Consider the following 20,724-nt stretch of genomic DNA (forward strand, 5'->3'; position numbering starts at 1 on the left):
CCTTTTCAGTCACGCGCCCATGTCCGCAGCCACGCTTCAGATGCTCGACAAGACGTCGTTGCACAACATCCTGAACCTGCACGCCTGGTTCAAGATGGGCAAGGCGGGTGGCCGCCTGGCCAATCTCAGCTATATCGATCTCACCGACATGAAACTGGAAGGCGTCGACCTTGCAGACGCCAACCTGACCGGTGCGCGACTGTATGGCGCTTCCTTGCGCGACGCCATCTTCACCCGCGCCAATCTGTTTGGTTGCGACCTGCGAAATGCCGACCTGCGTTTTGCCCACCTGGATCGCGCCGACCTGCGCGGCGCCTGTCTGCGCGGGGCCAACCTGACCGCCGCCTCACTCATCGGCGCAGACCTGCGGGAGGGACAGATAGCCTTCAAGGACGAGGCCCGCGGCCTGCGTCTGATGAAACACGAACGCCGGCCGGGCGAACTCGACTATGCCATCCTGAGCGGCGCCGACCTTTCTGGGGCCCGCCTGAACGGCACCCAGGCCGTGGCGACCGATTTCCACAACGCCAATCTGGCCGGCGCCATCATGTCCCAGGCCAAGTTGCGTAACGCCAATCTCAACGGAGCTATCCTGAGCGGCGCGGACATGTCGTCGGCCGATGTTACGGGCGCAACCATGCGCGGCGCCATCATGGTCGAAACCAAGCTTTCCGGCGTCGATCTGAGGTCGGCCGACACCACGGGTGTGCTGCGCGTGCCGGTCAGTGTCTTTATCGACGACCAACCCCTGGACGAGGTGCTGGCGATCCACGAAACCTGGGTAAAGACCAGCGGCGCTTCCGGCAGCCGCCAGACGGTGGCCGGCGCCGACTTCCGCCTGGTGCGTGAGATGCGCCGACGCCACCTGACCACGCTCGATGCCGAAGGTGCGTGCTTTTACGGACTCGACATGGAAGGTATCCAGCTTCAGGGCGCCAACCTGATCCACGCCGATTTTCGCAGATGTAACTTGAAAGGTGCCGACCTGCGCGGCGCCCGGCTGATCGGGGCGCAACTGACCCATGCCTGCCTTGAGGGCGCGAAACTGGGGCCTCTGGACCTGGGCGGCGACCGGCTGATGCGGTCGGATCTGTCGCGGGCGGTCCTGACCTTTGCCGATTTGCGTGGCGCCGACCTGACCCGGGCCCGGATGCTGGAAGCCGACACAGATCATGTGATGGACAAGGGGGCCAATTACAGCCTTGTCGAGCGATAGAGCCTCAGACTGGCGCGTAGCGTCAAAACCGCATCACATCCTGATGAAACAAAGCCTAAAGCTTTTACAAAGTCTCACAGGAAGCTGTCATGCCATCAGAACCCGTCTACAGCCGCGCCGTTATCACGATAGACTCGCACAAGGCCCAGATCACGCGGCTCAACCACGATTCCCATCATTCCCACCTTATCAGGGCCAGCGGCAAATCCACGCCGCAACACAACAGCGATGTCCGCCATGTGCATGAGTTCTTCGCCGCCGTGTGCGATGACCTCACCGGCCTGGAGCAGGTGCTGGTGACCGGCGGTCACAGCGGCCTGAGCGAATTCAGGCACTACGTCACCAGCCACCGCCCGGCTCTGGTCAACCGCATTGTCGGCTATGAAACCGTCAATGATCCAACGGAAGGCCAACGCGTCGCCTTCGGCCGCGCCTATTTCGACAAGATCAGGGATGGCCTCGTCCCCTGATGTCCAGATCGCGGTCGCACGCGCCATAAACCGGGTCAAGATCAGCCACGATTTGACGGTCGTTTCAAGTGAGTCTGGCCGTCCCGATAATCGCGATTCCAAGTTTGAGCTTGACGGGAAAAATAGATTTAAGTATAAGCCTGTCATCGACTTTTGCTTGTCTGCTGATTTGTTTTGCGCTTTACACGCGCTTCTAGCGAACCTTCCATTCAAAATTTAATCGAGAGGTGGCTGTGCATGTGTGCAGTCACGTATAACACTACCATTGAAAAGGGTTCATTATGAGCACAGGTACAGTTAAGTGGTTTAATTCCACCAAGGGTTTTGGCTTCATCGAGCCGTCGGACGGCGGCCAGGACGTATTCGTTCACATCAGTGCCGTTGAACGCGCTGGCATGAACGGTCTCAATGAAGGCCAAAAGGTCTCCTACGAACTGCAACGCGATGCAAAGTCCGGCAAGATGTCGGCCGAGCAACTCGAAGCCGCATAAGTTACGGTCAAGAACCGTGATTTACGAAAGGCCGGCCCTCAGGGGTCGGCCTTTTTTGTTGCGCAATGAGCCCGACAGAACCCTACAACCGCGTCCAGCTCACCGTCTTGCACACCAGCCCGCCCAGGATGCAGCCCGAGGTGGTCATACCCGCATCCTTGACACGAATGGTCAGGCGGTAATTCAGATTGCGCTGCGGATCGAACGCCTTGCCTTTCCAGATGTCACCCTCAGCCTTGACCGACATGACCAGCACATCGCCAACCTTTTCGTCTTTTAAACCCGGCTTGATCCAGGTGTTGACGGCGCACAGGTCGGGACCGCATGGTGCGATGGTCACCGTGGCATTGCCGTCGCCGCGCGCCCAATCGCCTTGCGGCGATGCCTGAGCCACGGCCGGCGCTACGAACAGGCCAATACATGCTACAACGGTCAAAATCGAATGCTTCATAACGGACTCCAAAGTCTTGGCGAAAGTTGTTTACGTAACGGCGACGCCGGCGGATTAGTCGGCGCGATAAAAGTCCGCGGGCAGAACGTCCAGAGTGAACCGGCGTCTGACGCCCGGCGTACCATAACAAAATGGAGCAAAATATGGATATCCTTCCTCTGATTGCGATTGCTGTGGGCCTGAGCGTGCTGATGACGGTCGCATGGGCCATTCAGCGCGCGACTGGCTCCAGCGGCTGGATCGACGCCATCTGGTCGATCGCCGTCGGTCTGGGCGGTATTGCCGCCGCTGCGTGGCCTGAGGCCGGCGCCGTTGATGAGCGCCGCATGGCCGTCGGGGTCCTGGTGATGCTGTGGGCCTTGCGGCTGGCCGGCCACATCACAGCCCGCACCCACGGCGCGCAGGATGACCCGCGCTATGCCAAGCTGATGCAGGACTGGGGCCGGGATGGTCCGCGCAATTTGTTCGTGTTCCTGCAGATCCAGGCTGCGGCCGCGTTCGTCCTGGTTCTGGCCGTGCGTCTGGCCGCGGTCAATCCCCATGCGTTCCCCACCCTTACCGATGTGATCGGCGTGGTGCTGCTAATCATTGCCATCGCCGGCGAGACCGTCGCCGACTCCCAACTTCGGCGCTTCGGCAAGACCCACAAGGGAGCCGTCTGCGATACTGGGTTGTGGGCGTGGTCGCGCCACCCCAACTACTTTTTCGAGTGGCTGGGCTGGGTCGCCTGGGCTGTCGTGGCCTTCGATCCCGCCAATACGTGGAGCCTTCTCGCCCTCGCCGCCCCGGCCCTGATGTACTATCTGCTGGTCTATGCTTCGGGCATACCGCCGCTCGAAGCCCATATGCTGGCCACGCGGGGTGAGGCCTTCCGCGCCTATCAGCGTCGTGTCAGCCCCTTTTTCCCCTTACCTCCTAAAAAGCACGTCAAAGGAGCCACCTCATGAGCCTGCTGGCCGCCGCCGCTGAACGCGCTCCGATTCCCGACGCCATCACACTTGCTACCATTGATTGGCTGGTCGGCCAGACCCGGCGTCAGTTGGGGCGAGAAGCCATGGGCGAAGACGCATTCGCCGCAGCGATGAGCGACTACGCCATCGCCGAACACACCGCCGACGCCAACAGCCAGCACTATGAGTTGCCGCCGGAGTTCTTCGCGCTGATCCTGGGCGCACGGCGTAAATATTCCTGCTGTTACTATCCCTCCGACAGCACGACACTCGACGACGCCGAGGAGAATGCCCTGGCCCAAACTTGCGATCACGCCGACCTTCACGATGGTCAGGACGTCCTCGAACTGGGCTGCGGCTGGGGCTCACTGTCGCTGTATATGGCTCAGAAATATCCCGGATCGCGCTTTACGGCGGTGTCCAATTCCCATTCTCAGCGCCAGTTTATCCTGTCAGAAGCGAACCGGCTGGGCGTGAAAAATCTGAACGTCGTCACGGCCGACATGAATGACTTTGCCAGCCAGGATCGCTTTGATCGTATCGTCAGTGTCGAGATGTTCGAGCACATGTCCAACTGGCAGGCTCTGCTGGCGCGGGCGCGCAGCTGGCTGAACGATGACGGTCGCCTGTTCCTGCACGTCTTCACCCACCGCAAGCACTCCTATCGCTTCCGCAACGATGGCAGCGACTGGATCGGCAAGTATTTTTTCACCGGTGGCATCATGCCGGCGCAGGATCTGCCACACCGCTTCCCTGACCTGTTCGAAGTCGAAAACGAATGGCGCTGGTCGGGCGATCACTACCGCCGCACGGCCATGGACTGGCTGGACAATTTCGACGCCGAACAGGGGCGGATCCTGCCGATTTTGCGTGCGGTCTACGGCCGTCAGGCGGGGCTGTGGCGGCGGCGCTGGCGGTTGTTTTTCCTGGCGACGGCGGGTCTTTGGGGCCATGCCGGCGGCGCCGAATGGGGTGTCGGCCATTACCGCCTGAAGGCGGTGTCCTGACCGTCAGATCCACCGCCGCAGCTTGAAAACAAACAACAAAAATACGATAATACCACCCATGATCCCGCAGACGCCCCAGAAGGCCTCAGGACTGTGCAGGAACGGCATATGGTCGAAATTCATGCCATAGATCGAGGCGATCAGGGTCAGGGGCAGGAAGATCACTGAGGTGATCGAGATCAGCTTGATGATGGTGCTCTGTTCGATGTTGATCAGGCCCAGCGCCGCCTCCAGCAGGAAAGCGATATTGCTGGATACAGACATGGCATGGTCGGCCAGCGCGCCGACATCCTGAGCGGTGGTCGACAAGCGCTCGCGGAAACCCTGCAGGTGCGCGAGCGTGAGCCCGCCCACCCCCGCTTCCAGGTCCGACGCGAACGCAATCAAACGCTTCAGCGAGGCGAGTGAGTCGCGAATACGAGCATTGTTGTTCTGCGCTGCACCGAGTTGAATGATGACATTTTCCAGCCCTGCCCGCCTGCGCCGGACGAAGACGGACTTTGACAGGGCGTCCAGGCTTTCTGCGGAGGTTTCGATCAGGTCTGCGCTGCGCTGGATCAGCAGGTCGAGCAGGTTGAGAAATGTGGTCGGGCCATCGTGGCACAGGGCCGGCTGTTTGCTGATCTGGCCTGCGAAGACCTTGAATGTCGTCGGCTCGATATAGCGGATGGTGACCAGGCGCCCCCCGGTCAGAACAAAGGTGACGGGTCCCGATTGCAGTTGCTTTTCGCCACCGAAGCAGGCGATCTGAGCGGTCATGAAGGCGGCGCCATCTTCCATGTAGAGCCGCGACGACAGCTCGATTTCCGCCATGTCTTCGCGCGTCGGCAAGAGCACGCCCAGTTGCTGCTCCATGCGCAGTTCTTCATCGCGCGTCGGGTTTAACAGGTCGACCCACACGATATTGGCTGGCATGCCCCGATCATCAAGCGGCGCTTCGTGCAAAGAACAGGTGTGCAAGGTCAGCATGGAGGTCCCCGGCGTAATCCGAGAACACCTTCCATGAAAAAAGGCGGCGGCTCAAGTGAGAACCGCCGCCCTTCCTGGATTTCGCAGTGGCTTACGGACGGCTCGGGGCCTTGGCGGCAGGGGCGCCGCCAGCATTGGGGGGCGTGACCGCCGCAATGTCGGAAGGCGCCTTGTCGGCCCCAATGCGCGCCACAATGGCAGCAGCGTCCTTGCCCGTGACACGGGCCGCGACGGTATTGGCGCGGACATTCAGGAAGCCGCGGTCGTTGCTGGGGGTCAGGGCGGCCTTCAGATCGGCCGGCAGTTCCGGCGTCGGCGTGGAATCGGCGGCAGCAATCTGTTGATACTGTTGGGGCTCAGGTGGCAGGCCTTCCGATTCGGCGATGACCTTTTGGGCCTGGGCCTGGCCTTCGGCGGTATCCTGATAGATGAAACCGTTGGTGGCATAGACTGTGGTGCCAAAATCGTTCAGTGGGCCGTACCACACCTTGACCTTGGACCAGTCGCCCTTGGCCGACACGTCCATGACGTTGACGTCCTTTTCGACCTGGCCCCGGCGGCCGTTGATCGGCGACCAGTTGGCGTGGGTGATCTGAATATAACGGTCGGTGATGATCTGTGAGACCACGGCGACATGGCCGCGGTTCATCTTGCCCTGACGCGGGAAGACCATAACCGCGCCGGGCTGGGGCGCCCGGCCGGTATTGTACTTGGCATTGGCCTTGTCCCACCAGGTCCAGGCGTCACCGAAGATCTGCATGCCGGTCAGCGACCGGGCAAAAGTGACGCACTGCCAATACGGAGACCTGGCGGAACCGGAGGACAGACGCGAAGACGTCTTGATCGCCTTGGCCTTGCGTACCTTGGCGGAAACCTTGGCCGAGGACTTTACGGAAGACTTAATCTTGACGGTTTGAGTGGCGGCGGGTTTAGCCGTTGCCGCGGCCGCACTGGTAGCGTAAAACGCTGGTGCAGCGCACAAGGTGAAAGCGGCTATGACGAATGCCGACACGGTTTTCTTCACGCTGTTACTCCGTGAAAATTGAGCCCCGTGGTTTTGTTACAACAGAATAATAAAATTTCAACAAACTTTTCGGCCTATCACGTAAAATGTTAACCGAGTTACTCGCCTGGGGATAGGTGTTTTTCGCGTTTGCGAGACGACCAGCGCTCACCCCAACGAAGACCCAAGTCCCTGATAATGTTGCGGAAAGGTCGCTCGATCAGGTGGTGCGCCAGCATGCTCAACGGGATCAGCGCCATAAGGCCGGCCAGCCACCAGAAGAAGGGCAACGGGCCTTCGCTGCCCAGCAGCCTATGGACGCCCTTCAGGTAGACCCACGTCCACGGCACATAGATCATGTAGGTAGCGAAGCTGATTTCGCCGAGATAGACAAGCACCTTGCTCGACAGGATGCCGCCCGTCTCCGCACCGCCGGCATCGCGGCCAAAGCCTGCCAGGGACAGGACCAGAAGCCCCAGCGCCAGGACGGCGACTGTATCGGTACCGTTGAACGAGGTGGCGATGATGACGGTCAGGCTGGCGATCACGGCGCCGGCGACAGCCAGTTTCGGGTTGGCGACGGCGCCATTGCGCCAGGCCAAGTACAGGGCGGCACCGAACAGGAAGGTCGGGACGATTCGCAGCGCCCCCCACTCGAAGGTCGCCTTGGTCAGCGGGAAGCCCGCGATGGCGCCAAACGCGAGGTTCAAAGCTACCACGACAGCAGCGGCCAGGGCGACAGCGACGATCGGGCGTTCGCGCAGGCGCCACGCGCCCCAGGCGACGGCGGGGAAGCACAGATAGGCGAACCATTCGGCCGAGATCGACCAGGACGGATGGTTAAACGACGCGCTGGGCGCCAGGCCCCAGGCCTGGGTCAGGGTCAGGTGGGCGGGTAAGGCGGCCCAGTTGGCCGCATTGGCGTCGAGTTGCACGCCTTTAAGTGCCGCAGCACCGATCAGCAGGATGGTGAACAGCAGAGTGGCGGCGTGCAGCGGATAGACCCGCGCCAGCCGATGGTTGACGAAGGTACCATAGGAAAACCGCCCCTCGCCCACGCTGTCGAGATAGACGTGGGACAGTATGAAGCCCGACAGGATGAAGAATAAATCGACGCCGAGATAGCCATGCTCCATCAGCCCGAAACTGATCGGCGTATTGAGCTGATGGATATAGGTGTAGAGCACGACCCACACGGCGGCGAAGAACCGGAGCGAGGTCAGGGGTTTGAGATGGTCCTGCGGCATGGTGTTCGATCCTGGGGCACAGGGATTAAGATACCGCTGTGCAGTGCGTCAAAAACTATCCCGAAACGGGAATTTGACGGGAAGCGTGCAGGAAATGTGCCTGATGGCGTGCGCGCTAGGGTCTAATACCAAGCGTCATTCTTTATGAGGCTTATACCAATCCACGATGAGCTTGACTCATCGTGGATTGGCAAGGGCGACTGCCCGCCCGAGCTTCTGCGAGGAGCCATGCGGCGCTTGAGCTAAAAAAGCGAATACCAACCGCACCTTATCTTGCAAGATGTGTCAGTCTTTTCGTGGGTTGGTATTAGAGCGCAATCCGATAAAGTGGAAGCCACGTTTCGGACAAATTGCGCGACACAACAAAAACTTAGAGCGAGATGGCGATTCTACCTAAAGCCATCCCGCTCTAGTATAAGGGTTCATGACTGCGAACCCTTTGAACCCACGTCAGGTTGGACACCAGCCTTGCCTGCCTAGGGCGTCACGGACCCAGACGCCTGGATTCCGGGCGGCGTATAATGCACCTGCGCCCCTGGCCCAAGCGGCAGGTCGAAATGGACCCAGGCTGCCGTCATGCCGATGCCCACCACCATGAAACACAGCGCGTATGGCAGCATCAGCGCCAGCAGCGATCCTACGCCCATCGACTTGTCCCATCGTCGCGAAAAGGCGAGGATCAGCGGGAAATACGACATGAGTGGCGTCATAATGTTGGTATAGCTGTCGCCCATACGGTAGGCCGCCGTCGTCATTTCGGGGGAGATACCGACCAGCATGAACATCGGCACCACCACCGGCGCCAGGGCCGACCACTTGGCCGAGGCAGAACCGATAAACAGGTCAAGAACCGACGAGAACAACAAGACCGTCACCAGCAGGATGGGCGCGGGCAGGTCCAACGTCTTCAATACCTCAGCGCCGTTAATGGCGGTGATGGGGCCAAGCCGCGACCAGTTGAACATGGCAACAAAATGGGCCGCAAAAAAGACGAATACCAGATACGGCGCCAGCGAGCGTATGCCCTCGGCCATCATCTGGACGACGTCATTGTCGGACTTGATCGTGCCAGACGTCATGCCAAAGACGATACCGCTGCCGACAAACATCAGGAAAAAGCCGGCGATGAGGGCGCCATAAAACGGCTGCATCCGCGCCGGTCCGGTCGCCGCGTCGTTGATCAGCGGAGAATAGCCCGGCCACAAGGTGAGCGCAGCAAAACCGGCCACGACCACCAAAGCCACCAGACCGGCATAGCGCAGGCCGCGCTTTTCGGCAGGCGTCACCTCAGACTTGGCCAGGTCAGCGGCGATTTCGGTATCAGGGGTGCCCCCCCACCTGCCCAGGCGCGGCTCGATGATACGATCTGTGACGAACCAGGCCACCGGTGTAAACAAGGCGACAATGGCCAGGATGAAGTACCAGTTGCCTGCCGGATTCATCATCCAGCCGGGCTCGATGATGCGCGCGGCCTCCTGTGTAAAGCCGAACAGCAGGACGTCGATCTGACCTGGCGTTATATTGCCGGCGTAACCACCCGACACCGCGGCGAACGCTGCCGCCAGACCGACCAGCGGATGCCTGCCGACCGAAGCGTAGATGATAGCGGACAGAGGGATAAATACGACATAGGCGGCATCCGAAGCGTGGTGCGACACCATACCGATGATGATCACGAAAGGCGTCAATACGGCGCGCGGTGCGTTGCGTAAAGACGAGCGGATCAGGGCGCTGAACAGGCCTGACCGCTCGGCCACCGCCGCACCGTACATAATGACGACGACCACGCCCAACGGCGCAAATCCGGTAAGGGTCTTGGGCATATCGACCAGCAAGCGGCCAATATTTTCTGCCGTGAACAGACTCTCGGCGGAATAGGTCAGGATGCCGTTTTCCAATGTCGCCCAGTGCGGCGCCACCTCACCCGTGTAGGAAATCGAGGCTGACCATCCCAAATGCGCACCTATGGTCGACAATACCATCAATGCTACGATCAGCCAGACGAAGATCATGACCGGGTCGGGTAACAAATTGCCGATCCGTTCGACCAGCCCCAGAAAGCCTTTGGATCGACGCTGCGCGTCTTCGGATACTGGAATGTTCACCCTTGCCCTCACTACAAAGCCAAAACACGGACGTTAATGAATGAGGCGCGTGTGTAAACAAAAAAAGACGGTACCAAGACTGCGACAGCACAAACGGGAAACAAGCAGTCGGAGACAATTGCGGCGCTGACAGCGTCGGCGTGCTCCATCACCCGGCCCCTTCAGGTGTGTATTTGCATGGGCTCGCCTTTCGCTTGCTCATAAGTCCCTCGACCCAGGCGCTCGTGTCCTCGCCGTCGACGAAACCGGGCGGATTGGGGTAGATCAGTTGCAGCACGGTTCCGTTGGCCAGATCCCCGGATGCCACCGTCGGCGCCAGCGGATTTTCGACTTCCAGCGGATCGATAACCGCAATCTTCAGCCCCGGATCGCGCAGCTTCAGCCGTTCGACTATACCCAGGAAGCCCGCACTGTGAAAATTGCCGTTCAGGTGCAAAACCTTGCGCCCGGGATGGGCCTGGCGGGCCAGGATAATCGACTCCGCCATGGTATCGTCCCGCGCTACCTGCCCGGCCAGACTGCGTTCCGCCTTCAGCAGCGCCTCTGGTGACGTCGCGGCCCCGCCGCCATGGGCGACCGCGGTCGACTGGAACGCCATGTACTTGTCGCGATAGGCGCCGGTGGCGGGGTTGAGATCGCGCGCCACCCATCCGCGTTCCCGGGCTGTAAAGCGATCGAGAATACCAGTGCCCCACTGGCCGATGCAGACAACGGCCCAGACAGGCGCTTCGGCGGCAACCACCGGAATCTGGCGAGTGCCGGCATACTCCACCAGCGGACGGTAGGAGGTCGCATAGTTGTCCCAGGCGCGCCCCTGGCTTATCAGAGACATCTCGCCGACGCGGCCGGCCAGGTAGTCATCGACGACCGGCTGAACGTCACGCTCGAACTGTTCCAGTGACAGGATATAGTCGCCATCGCGCTCGACCAAGGCACGAAACAGCAACTGCTGCTGCAGATGTACGCCGGAATGACGATGGCTTTCCCCGAACACCACGACATCATAGCGCGACAGCAGGTCCGCCAGGGCCTCCGGCGAGAGGACGCGCGGCGCGCCTCCGCCCGGATCGGCCATGACAAAGGCCGTGTCATAAAGGTCGACGAGCGGCGCTTCGAGTTGGAATACCTCGCCCGACCGCTTCAGGGATGAAGGACTGCCAGCCCAGGCCAGACCCGACGAGGCCCCCAGCAGCAGCAGACATGCGCACGACCAACGAAGGCAGGTTGCTGCCATATCCTGACTCCTCAGATAAAGGAAAGAAGCTACCATGCTCCGGGGAACTCGGCCACACACCAAAAGCCGTGGCAGGGCCATGTACAGGCCCTGTCGCGAGGAGCTATACCAAGCCTCATAAAGAATGACGCTTGGTATTCGCATTTTTTCAGCTCAAGCGCCGGACCAGGCGCCCCCCGTGGCGCCTCGCATAAGCTCGGGCGGCCGAGAAGCGTACTTTGGCGCCCTTGACAATCCACGATGAGTCAAGGTCATCGTCGAGAGGCGATTTCGTTCTCTCAGGCTGAAGCGAACTTAACTGCGACGCCGCGCTTCTTGAAATAGGATTCCATAATCTTGCGGCCCTGGCGGTTGTTCTGCGCCAGGCGTGCCGGCTCGAACACGGCTTCCTTCAACCCTTCGGCGGCCAGGGCGACTTTCAGCACCTTGATGCGTTCGTCGATCTCGGCATTGTCGTTGCCAAGGGATTCGTAAATGCCTTCAAGGGCTTCAGCGACCGTGGTCACAATGGCGGCTCCAGTTTAAGATCAGCGGTGATTAACCGGTTTGATCGTGGCGGTCAACGCCGGCTTTCCGTTACCGTTGCGTTAATCAAGGCCTTAAAAAAACAGTGATTCACGCAGATTTCACGCTTTTTCTGTAAAGATTCGGCTATACTTAAACCACGTTCACGCCATCGCCAAAGGATGACATAGAGTATGGGTTTCTTCGCTTCCCTCAAGCGCGACGCCATCTTCATCAAACGTCTGATCCGCATCCTGCGATCGATCAGTGGCGTCAGTCCCGATTCGACCAATCTGGTGTGCGACGATTTCGAGAAGGTCGTCGACCGGCACAAGAATAACCTGGCCATCCTCTTCGAAGGCAAGACCCTTACCTATCAACAGCTCGACACCATGGCCAACCGCTTTGCCCACTGGGGCCGGGCCCGTGGCCTCAAGCCCGGTGACACGGTCGCCCTGTTCATGCCCAACCGGCTGGAATATCTCGCCATCTGGCTGGGCTTGAACAAGATTGGCGTCATAACCGCCCTGATCAATAACTCGCTGACGGGCCCGAGCCTGGCCCACTGCATCAATATCTCAATGGCGTCGCTGACCCTGGTCGATCGCACCACCATGCCCTGTTTCCGGGAGGTCGAAAAACAGATCGAACGCCACCAGGCCCTGTGGGTTCTGGACCTCGACCGCGACGAAGAGACCGAGAATTGCCGCAGCCTCGACCTGGCGCTGAAGGGCGTTTCGAGCGTGCGCCCGGAGGCGACGCCGCGCCTGGGCATGACGGCGCACGCGGTCGCCCTCTACATCTATACGTCCGGCACCACCGGCCTGCCCAAGGCGGCCAAGATCTCCAACGCCCGCGCCCAGATGTATATGAAGGCCTTTGCCGGCCTCAGCCACATGCGCGAGGACGACCGGGTCTACTGCGTCCTGCCGCTGTATCACGCTACAGGCGGGCTGTGCGGCGTTGGTGCAGCGCTGATGAACGGTGCCTGCGTTGTGCTGAAGCGCAAGTTCTCGGCGTCGCAGTTCTGGAACGACGTGCGCACGCAAGGCGTCACCCACCTTGTCTATATCGGTGAGTTGTGTCGCTACCTGGTCAATTCACCGCCGGCGCCAAACCCTGAGGACGAGCGTAAGCACAAGGTGCGCATGGCCTTTGGCAACGGCATGAGGCCGGAAGTGTGGACCAACTTCCAGAAACGCTTCAAGATCCCCCATATCGTCGAATTCTACGGTTCGACCGAAGGCAATGTCTCGTTGTTCAACCTGGACGGCCAGCCCGGCGCCATCGGGCGTGTGCCGCGCTTCCTGCGCAACCGCTTCAATGTCCGGCTGGTGCGTTTCGACGTCGAGTCGGAGATGCCCGAGCGTCGTCCCGACGGGCTGTGCTACGAATGCCGGCATGATGAGGTCGGCGAGGCCATCGGCCAGATCGCCAACGATGCCAAGCACGCCTATTCCGGCTATGCCGACAAGGCGGCGACGCAGAAGAAGATCCTGACCGACGTCTTCAAGAAGGGGGACGCCTGGTTCCGCACCGGCGACCTGATGCGCCAGGACAAGCAGGGCTATCTCTATTTCGTCGACCGCATCGGCGACACGTTCCGCTGGAAGGGCGAGAATGTTTCGACCTCCGAAGTCGCCGAACACTGTGCCTCGGCGCCCGGCGTCGAGGAGGCCATCATCTACGGCGTGCCGGTGCCCCACCACGACGGCAAGGCCGGGATGGCGGCGCTGATCACCCGCGACGGTTTTGACCTGAGGGCGTTCAAAGCCCATGTCGACGCCCACCTGCCGTCCTTTGCCCGGCCGCGCTTCGTCCGCCTCCTGCAGGAGGTCGAGACGACAGGGACCTTCAAATACAAGAAGATGGACCTGAGCAAGGATGGCTTCGACCCGGCAAAGGTGCACGACCCGATTTTCGTTCTGGTCGCCGACGAATTCCTGGCGATGAACCCGGCGATTCTGGCCGAGATCAACGCTGGCGGGATGCGGTTGTAACCGAAGACGATATTCCTACCAGACGATATGCGCTAGAACCTCGGCTTGGATGGCGTTGTTCACGGTAATGACGTTAAGGCTATCCAGGGTGATCAGCACGTTCAGCCCTGACTGGGTGACCAGTCCGGCATTGGCGACGCCTGCCGTGTAGGCATTGATGTTGATCGCATCGCTCTCGGCACTGTCGAAATCGTTGATGAAATCTTTGCCGCTGGCCAGTTGGAACAGGAAGATGTCACTGCCCAGGCCGCCCTCCAGAACATCATCGCCACCGCGGCCGTTCAGCGTATTGTTGGCGCTGTTACCGATGAGGGTATTGCCCAGGGAATTGCCGGTGGCATTGACGTTGGCTGTACCGGTAAGGGTCAATACCTCAATGTAACGGCCGCCCAGAGAATAGGTGGCTGTGCTGAAGATGACATCGGCCCCTTCACCATTGACCTCAACGACATTGTCGCTGGCGTTCTGAACATAGTAGGTGTCGTTGCCCAGTCCTCCGGTCAGGACGTTGATGCCGCTGTTACCGGTCAATACATTGTTCAGGCCGTTGCCGGTCGCGTTGATGGCCTCCGTACCCGTCAAGGTCAACGTCTCGATCCAGGCATCCAGGGCAAAGCTGACCGAAGCCTCGACCAGATCAAAGCCTTCGTGCTGGTTTTCGGTCACAACATCGCCGGCACTTTCGACGACATAGGTATCATTGCCGGTGCCGCCGATCAGGGTATCTGCCCCGCCGAAGCCGTCCATACGATCATGGCCAGCCAGTCCGGTCAGGATATTGGCGCCGTCGCCGCCGCGCAGCTCGTTGGCCTGGCTGTTGCCGGTGCCGTTGATACCGTCGGAATGAGACGTGAGCCAGAGGCGCTCGACATAGGTCCGCGCCAGGTCATAACTGACCGATGAAATGATCAGATCATTGCCCTCGCCGGCCACTTCGATAGCCTCGTCGCGGACATCGGAAAGGTAATAGGTGTCGTTGCCGCCCCGACCTTCCATATGGTCGCCGCCGCCCCAGCTCTGCAATTGATTGTTACCGGAATTGCCGATCATGATGTTGCGGATCGAGTTGCCGGTAATGCTGCTATCGCCGGTGCCCGTCAGCTCGACACGCTCGACATACTGACCGGCGATGGTCACAGAGGCGGTCGAATAGACGACATCGTAGCCTTCGCCGGCCTCCTCTTCGATAAAGTCAAAATTACCGTTCAGGTAGTAGGTATCGTTGCCGGCACCGCCCCGCAACACAGAACTGCCGGCATGGAAGCTCATCAGGATATTGCCCAGGGCATTGCCGGTGCCCTCCTGATGCCAGAGCGGATCTCCCATCAGGGTCAAGTTTTCGACATGGTCGCTCAGGGTCGTTTTACGAGCGGTCGTCTGGACCAGGTCGTAACCCTCGCTCTCCAGTTCAATGACGACGTCACTGTTGGCGGTGATGATATAGGTATCGTCACCTGCTCCGCCGACGGTGGTATCGGCCCCGGCCTCGCCCTGGAAAAGATTGTGGCCGGAATTTCCAACCAGGAGGTTGTTCAGCGAATTGCCCCAGACAACCAGATCGTCGCTGCCGGTCATGATGAAATTCTCGACCGCACGCCCAAACAGCGAATAACTGACCGAGGAATAGATGGTGTCTGTGCCCTCATAGTGGGCTTCTTCGACCATATCTCCGGAATTCTGGATATAGTAGGTATCGTCGCCCAGACCGCCGTACAGGTAGTTGACGGCCGTGTTGCTATACAGGACGTTGTTCATCGCATTGCCGCGGCCTGTAATTACCTCGTTGCCCGACAGCCAGAGGTTCTCGACATTGTCGGTCAACTGGTAAGAAATGAAGGCGAAGACGGTATCTGTGCCTTCGTTCGGATTTTCGGTCACGACATCGTCGGGGCTGTCGACGATGTAGGTGTCGTCGCCAGAACCACTATTTGGGCCACGATTGGGCGCCAGAATTGGCGCCGCCAGGGCGATCAAGGACGCCGGAGGAACCGCCAGGGCACCGCCCGTTACATCAGGTTCAAATCCCTCGCGCATGATCTACCCTCCCGCATATTGTTGTTCATCCCTGGAACGCGGGAAACTGCTGCGGGCAGGCCTACACCATTTCCCGGTTTGGGGAAGAGAAAAGGCGCATCGCGTGTTTACGCTTTCGTGACGGGATGGACCGGATGTCCAGTCCATCCGCAGTCCGAAAACCTACCACACCATATGGGCCAGAACGTCGGCCTGGATGGCGTTCTCGACGGTGATGACATTGCCCCCACCCAGGGTGATCAGGACATTGGCACCATTCTGGGTGACGATCCCAGCATTGGCCACCCCACCGGTATAGGCGTTGACATTGATGCTGTCGTTCTGAGAGGCTGAAAAATCCCGGATGAAATCGACGCCGCTGCCGGTCAGGAACAGGAAGGTATCCGCGCCCAAGTCGCCCTTGAACTTGTCTCGACCGGCTCCGGCTTCCAGGATGTTGTTACCGGTATTGCCGGTGATCTGGTTGTCCAGAGAATTGCCCGTGGCATTGAGATTGGCTGAGCCCGACAGGATCAGGATTTCGATCGCCCGGCCGAACAATGAATAGGTAATGCTTGAAACGACGGTATCGAAGCCTTCTCCATGGTTTTCAAGCACACGGTCGCCGACGGTCTGGATGTAATAGATATCGTCGCCCAGCCCACCGCTCAGGGTATTGATGCCGCCATTGCCGATCATCACATTGTTGAGCGCATTACCGGTGGCGTTGAGATGGCCGATACCGATCATGGTCAGGTTTTCGATATTGGCGCCCAGGGTCCAGTCGAGGGTCGAGATCACCACCTGGTCGGTGCCTTCTCCGGCTGCTTCGACCGTGGTGTCGCTGAGGCTCTGGACATAGTAGGTGTCGTTGCCGAGCCCACCGGTCAGCGTGTTGGTGCCGGCATTGCCGGTCAGACGGTTGTTGAGCGCGTTGCCCGTTGCGTTGATCGCCGCACTACCGGTCAGATACAGGTTCTCCAGATTGGCGCCGAGGGTGTAGGTCAGTGCTGTCTGGACGGTATCGACACCCTCGCCCGGGAGTTCTGTGACGACGTCGGTAAGGACGTCGACGACATAGAGATCGTCGCCGAGACCACCGGCCATGGTGTCGCTGCCCTGGCCGCCATCGAGAATATTGGCGCCGCTGTTGCCGGTCAGGCCGTTGGCCAGCGAATTTCCGGAGGCGTTCAAGGCGGCCGTCCCGGTCAGGGTCAGGTTTTCCGCCGCCCGGCCGTTCAGGGTGTAGGTCACCGACGAGATCACCGTGTCAGTACCTTGGCCGTGCTGCTCGACGACATTGTCCGCGACATTGTCGACATAGTAGGTGTCGTCACCCAACCCGCCGGTCATGGTGTCAATGCCGACGCCCGCGTCCAGAATGTTGCTGCCAGTGTTGCCGATCAGGATGTTGTTCAGGCTGTTGCCCGTGGCGTTCAGAGCGGCCGCGCCGGTCAGGGTCAGGTTTTCCGCCGCCCGGCCGTTCAGGCTATAGGTCACCGACGCTATAATCGTATCGGTGCCTTCCAGGTGCTGCTCCATGACATTGTCGGCGACATTGTCGACGTAATAGGTGTCGTTGCCCAGACCGCCCTTAAGGGTATCGATACCGGCGCCGCCATCCAGGACATTGTTGCCGCCGTTGCCGGTCAGGCTGTTACCGAGCGCATTGCCCGTGGCATTGATATTGCCATTGCCGGTCAGGGTGACGTTGTCGACCTCGGCGGCCGCCGTCACGGTGACGGAGCTGTTGATCAGGTCGACGCCCCCCCCGGCCAGTTCAGTAATGACATCCCCGGCATTGTCGACGCCATAGGTGTCGTTGCCAGCGCCGCCGACCAGGGTATCGGCTCCGGCCAGGCCGTCGATCAGGTTGGCGCCGGTATTGCCGGTGATCTGGTTGTTCAGCGCGTTGCCGGTGCCGTTATTGCCGACGCCAGCCAGCACCAGCTTTTCGAGATTGGCGCCCAGGGTATAGCTGATCTGGGACATGACATTGTCAATGCCGCCGGCCGCAGCCTCCGTGACCACATCGCCGGCGGAGTCGACGCCGTACGTGTCGTCGCCGGCACCGCCGCTCAAGGTATCCGTCCCGACACCGCCAACCAGCAGGTCGTTACCGTCGCCAGCAAGGATCGAGTCGTTGCCGTTGCCGCCTTCCAGCGAGTCGTCACCGATACCGCCGGTCAGTATATCGTTCTGGGTGCCGCCCTTGAAGGTATCGTTGCCGCCACCGCCCGCAAACAGGAGCCCGGAATTGGTAACGTTGGAAGCGTCAAGATAGTCGTTAAACGCGCTGCCGCGATATTCCTCGACGCTCGTGAAGTTGACGAAAATCCAACCGGGACCTCCGTTGGCAAGCGTCGCATCCATGATGTCGAACCCTGCGCCGCCCGTCAGGCCGATAACGCCTTCCCCGGTCAGTCGCGTGACCTGAATAACGTCGTCACCGGCGCCGCCATCCGCGCCGTCGCCACCCCAGATGGTCAGGGTGTCGTCGCCGGCGCCGCCGTTGAGCTGGTCCCTCCCGGGCCCTTCGCCACCGAACAGCATGTCATTGCCGTCGAGCCCGTTTATCGTATCGCTTCCCATCCCGCCGGCAAGGTTGCCGTTCGCGCTGGCGGCATCAGTTATGGCCTGGTCGAGGTAGTAGACGCGGTTGACCATACTGTTGCCGCTGCCGTCCTGGCCGTAGCTCTGCCAGGTGATGGCGATATTGCCGTCTTCGAGCAGCGCCATGACCGGTTCGATCTGATTGCCGGCGGTCGTGACATTGATGCGGGTTTCGCCGCCAACCTTGGCGCCGCCTGAGTCATAGCGCTGGAAGTAGCTGCCCCACTGGCTGCCGTCCTGGCCGTTGCTGTGCCAGGCAATGATGTAGCCGCCATCGTTGAGCGCCAGGATGTCGGGATTGCGCTGGCCCAGGGTGGTATAGGTATTGACCAGGGTCTCGTTGCCTACCTTAACGCCAGCTGCGGTAAACCGCTGCATCAGCGTATCGACCGTGTTGTCGGCGCGCCAGGTCGTCCATGACACGATGTAATCACCCCCGGTCAGGGTCGCAACATTGGCATTGGCCTGGTCAAAGACGGTCGTCGTATTGACCAGAGTTTCCGCACCTTGCGCCACGCCATTGGCGTCATACCGCTGCATGTAGACGCCATAGCCCGCCCCATCCTGACCATAGCTGATCCAGGTGATGACAAAGCCACCGCCATTCAGCAAAGAAATCTGGGTGCTGTCCTGCTGATTTGTTGTCGTGGTGTTGACGCGCGTGGCGGCGCCGACCGGATTGCCGTTGGCGTCGAAACGCTGAAAATAGACGTCGTAGGGGCCGTCGCCGCCCCCTACGCTCTGGTCCCAACCAACGATAAAGCCCCCGCCTGGCAGGCCGACAATGGATGAAGCATCGCTGTCACTGGTCGCCGGCTGACCGGTATTGACGGTGATCTGGCTGCCAAGCTTGACGCCCGCGCCGTCATAGCGCTGAACGAAGACATCATTGCCCTGGCCGTCAGCGCCGTTGAGCAGCGTCCAGGTAACGGCGAACCCGCCGCCGCTCAGCGCCGTCACACCAGGTATGATATTGTGACCCGCCTGAGTGCTGACTAGCTGTTCGGTACCAACCTTGGCGCCGTTGGCATCGAAACGCTGCAGGTAGATCTTGCCGCCGGTTTCGTTACCGGCATTGTTGTCGTCGTCGCTGAACCACACAATGACATAGCCGCCATCTTCGGTGGCGGCGATGTTTTCGCCCTTGTAGGAACTGTACTGGTCGTTCGTCGTCGTGGTATTGACGATAACCTCGGCGCCGGGGGTGTAGGTGTCTGCCATGGTCGTATCTCCTGCAATCTCATAGACTAAAGCGCGGTCTGGCCGGATTTCGGCTCAAGCGGATTACAAATACTTTATGATCACGCGCACCCCGACTGCGCGAGGTGCCAAAAATTTCCGAAACGTCGCACGCTGAGGCATTGGCGGCAAGGCGTTTTTCGTGCCCGTTGGACTCTGTAGAGTTAGAGCGCAATCCGATAAAGTGGACGCCACTTTTCGGAAAAATTGCGCGACAAAGCGAAAACCCAGAGCGGGGTTTTGCTTCTATCAAAACCCCGCTCTAGGGATTGTGGGGATTCACAGATGAATCGAATTGTGATTCATACTGTCTATGGACCGCAATATTCTGACTGATGCCCAGTGGGCGAAGATCGAGCCTCATTGTCTTGGTAAGTGAACTGATCCTGGACGTAGCGGCAGTGACAATAGTTGTTTTGTGGAGGCTGTGCTTTGGGTTGCGCGTACAGGCAGTCCTTGGCGCGACCTCCCAGCGCACTACAGCAACTGGAGTACAGCGTTTCGCCGCTTCAGTGATTGGCGCAAAGCCGATGTTTTTATACGGATATTTGACGCCTGCTCGGATGATCCGGATATGGAATACACCATGGTCGATGCGACGATAGTCAAGGTCCACCGTCATGGCCAGGGCGCTAAATGGGGACTCAAAGCCAGGCCATAGGCCGCTCAAAGGGCGGCATGACCACCAAAATCCTCGCCTCGACAGATGCTCTTGGCAATCTGGTGCGGTTTGAACTGTTGCCGGGCCATCGGTTCGATACGGTAGGCGTCGAACCGCTTCTGACCGGTGTCAGTTTCGGAGCCTTGTTGGCCGACAAGGCTTTTGACTGCAATTCGATTATCGATGATCTCAATGAACGCGGGGCAAAGATCCTCATTTCCCAACATCCACGGCGTTCAAAGCCTATGAATATCGACAAGGAAATTTATAAATGGCGACACCTGATAGAGAACTTTTTCTGCAAACTCAAAGAGTTCAAACGCATCGCCATTAGGCAGACAAAACCGACGACAGCTTCAAGGCCATGATCTACATCGCAGCCGAGTCATAAACTCAAAATGAATTCCCACAAACCCTAGGGCCTGTTGAGATTCAGGATTCCCAAATCGTCTAGAAAATGATTCAAGCTCCCAAAGGAGCGCTTATGGATCGTTTGAGTATCACAGATGAGCAATGGCTGAAGATCGAGCCTCATTGTCTTGGCAAGCCGA

General features: G+C 59.7%; 15 protein-coding genes and 1 pseudogene. 7 read left to right on the forward strand and 9 right to left on the reverse strand.

What is annotated here, in order from left to right; translation table 11 throughout:
- Nucleotides 1-19 precede the first annotated feature (19 nt).
- The 3 genes from ABAC402_RS37335 (at nt 20) to ABAC402_RS37350 (ending at nt 2,177) form a co-directional block, all read left to right on the forward strand.
- Nucleotides 20-1,216, forward strand: a complete 1,197-nt coding sequence (locus tag ABAC402_RS37335; protein WP_040410112.1) for a pentapeptide repeat-containing protein — start codon at nt 20-22, stop codon at nt 1,214-1,216.
- Between the two features lie 89 nt (nt 1,217-1,305).
- Entirely contained in the window at nt 1,306-1,686 is a 381-nt protein-coding gene (locus ABAC402_RS37340) for a hypothetical protein (RefSeq protein WP_023451035.1), read from the forward strand.
- A gap of 281 nt (nt 1,687-1,967) precedes the next feature.
- Entirely contained in the window at nt 1,968-2,177 is a 210-nt protein-coding gene (locus ABAC402_RS37350) for a cold-shock protein (protein ID WP_023451037.1), read from the forward strand.
- Between the two features lie 82 nt (nt 2,178-2,259).
- On the opposite strand, the gene ABAC402_RS37355 is transcribed toward ABAC402_RS37350, so the two are convergent.
- Nucleotides 2,260-2,628, reverse strand: coding sequence for a DUF2147 domain-containing protein (locus ABAC402_RS37355; RefSeq protein ID WP_023451038.1), 369 nt, complete (start codon nt 2,626-2,628; stop codon nt 2,260-2,262).
- 143 nt (nt 2,629-2,771) lie between these two features.
- Between ABAC402_RS37355 and ABAC402_RS37360 the strand changes: the two genes are divergently transcribed.
- Nucleotides 2,772-3,575, forward strand: coding sequence for a DUF1295 domain-containing protein (locus tag ABAC402_RS37360; protein ID WP_023451039.1), 804 nt, complete (start codon nt 2,772-2,774; stop codon nt 3,573-3,575).
- Entirely contained in the window at nt 3,572-4,585 is a 1,014-nt protein-coding gene (locus ABAC402_RS37365) for a cyclopropane-fatty-acyl-phospholipid synthase family protein (protein ID WP_023451040.1), read from the forward strand. The genes ABAC402_RS37360 and ABAC402_RS37365 overlap by 4 nt, the downstream gene beginning before the upstream one ends.
- A gap of 3 nt (nt 4,586-4,588) precedes the next feature.
- Here ABAC402_RS37365 and ABAC402_RS37370 read toward each other — a convergent pair whose 3' ends face one another.
- The 6 genes from ABAC402_RS37370 to ABAC402_RS37395 all read right to left on the reverse strand — a co-directional run bounded on the left by ABAC402_RS37370 (nt 4,589) and on the right by ABAC402_RS37395 (nt 11,649).
- Nucleotides 4,589-5,554 (reverse strand): magnesium transporter CorA family protein, encoded by a 966-nt coding sequence (locus ABAC402_RS37370; protein ID WP_023451041.1) that lies wholly within the window; start codon nt 5,552-5,554, stop codon nt 4,589-4,591.
- A 91-nt stretch (nt 5,555-5,645) separates the two neighbouring features.
- Complete coding sequence (locus tag ABAC402_RS37375) at nt 5,646-6,578, reverse strand: CHAP domain-containing protein (protein WP_023451042.1); 933 nt, start codon at nt 6,576-6,578, stop codon at nt 5,646-5,648.
- 98 nt (nt 6,579-6,676) lie between these two features.
- Nucleotides 6,677-7,804 (reverse strand): acyltransferase, encoded by a 1,128-nt coding sequence (locus tag ABAC402_RS37380; protein WP_023451043.1) that lies wholly within the window; start codon nt 7,802-7,804, stop codon nt 6,677-6,679.
- Nucleotides 7,805-8,280: 476 nt separating this feature from the next.
- Nucleotides 8,281-9,909 carry an AbgT family transporter gene (locus ABAC402_RS37385; RefSeq protein ID WP_023451044.1) on the reverse strand — a complete coding sequence of 543 codons (1,629 nt, stop codon included), beginning with the start codon at nt 9,907-9,909 and terminating at the stop codon, nt 8,281-8,283.
- Between the two features lie 148 nt (nt 9,910-10,057).
- On the reverse strand, nt 10,058-11,143 hold the full coding sequence (locus tag ABAC402_RS37390; RefSeq protein ID WP_023451045.1) for a ChaN family lipoprotein: 1,086 nt from the start codon (nt 11,141-11,143) through the stop codon (nt 10,058-10,060).
- A gap of 278 nt (nt 11,144-11,421) precedes the next feature.
- Nucleotides 11,422-11,649 carry a hypothetical protein gene (locus ABAC402_RS37395; protein WP_023451046.1) on the reverse strand — a complete coding sequence of 76 codons (228 nt, stop codon included), beginning with the start codon at nt 11,647-11,649 and terminating at the stop codon, nt 11,422-11,424.
- Between the two features lie 192 nt (nt 11,650-11,841).
- Between ABAC402_RS37395 and ABAC402_RS37400 the strand changes: the two genes are divergently transcribed.
- On the forward strand, nt 11,842-13,647 hold the full coding sequence (locus ABAC402_RS37400) for a long-chain-acyl-CoA synthetase (protein WP_023451047.1): 1,806 nt from the start codon (nt 11,842-11,844) through the stop codon (nt 13,645-13,647).
- A gap of 15 nt (nt 13,648-13,662) precedes the next feature.
- On the opposite strand, the gene ABAC402_RS37405 is transcribed toward ABAC402_RS37400, so the two are convergent.
- Nucleotides 13,663-15,681 carry a calcium-binding protein gene (locus ABAC402_RS37405; RefSeq protein ID WP_023451048.1) on the reverse strand — a complete coding sequence of 673 codons (2,019 nt, stop codon included), beginning with the start codon at nt 15,679-15,681 and terminating at the stop codon, nt 13,663-13,665.
- A gap of 162 nt (nt 15,682-15,843) precedes the next feature.
- A complete protein-coding gene (locus ABAC402_RS39530; protein WP_023451049.1) occupies nt 15,844-19,494 on the reverse strand; it encodes a calcium-binding protein in 3,651 nt (1,216 codons plus the stop codon).
- A 331-nt stretch (nt 19,495-19,825) separates the two neighbouring features.
- Here ABAC402_RS39530 and ABAC402_RS39920 point away from each other — a divergent pair.
- Nucleotides 19,826-20,564, forward strand: a pseudogene (locus ABAC402_RS39920) (IS5 family transposase).
- The last annotated feature ends 160 nt before the right edge of the window (nt 20,565-20,724 follow it).

Origin of the sequence: Asticcacaulis sp. AC402 (genome assembly GCF_000495835.1) — a bacterium.
Lineage (GTDB): Bacteria > Pseudomonadota > Alphaproteobacteria > Caulobacterales > Caulobacteraceae > Asticcacaulis.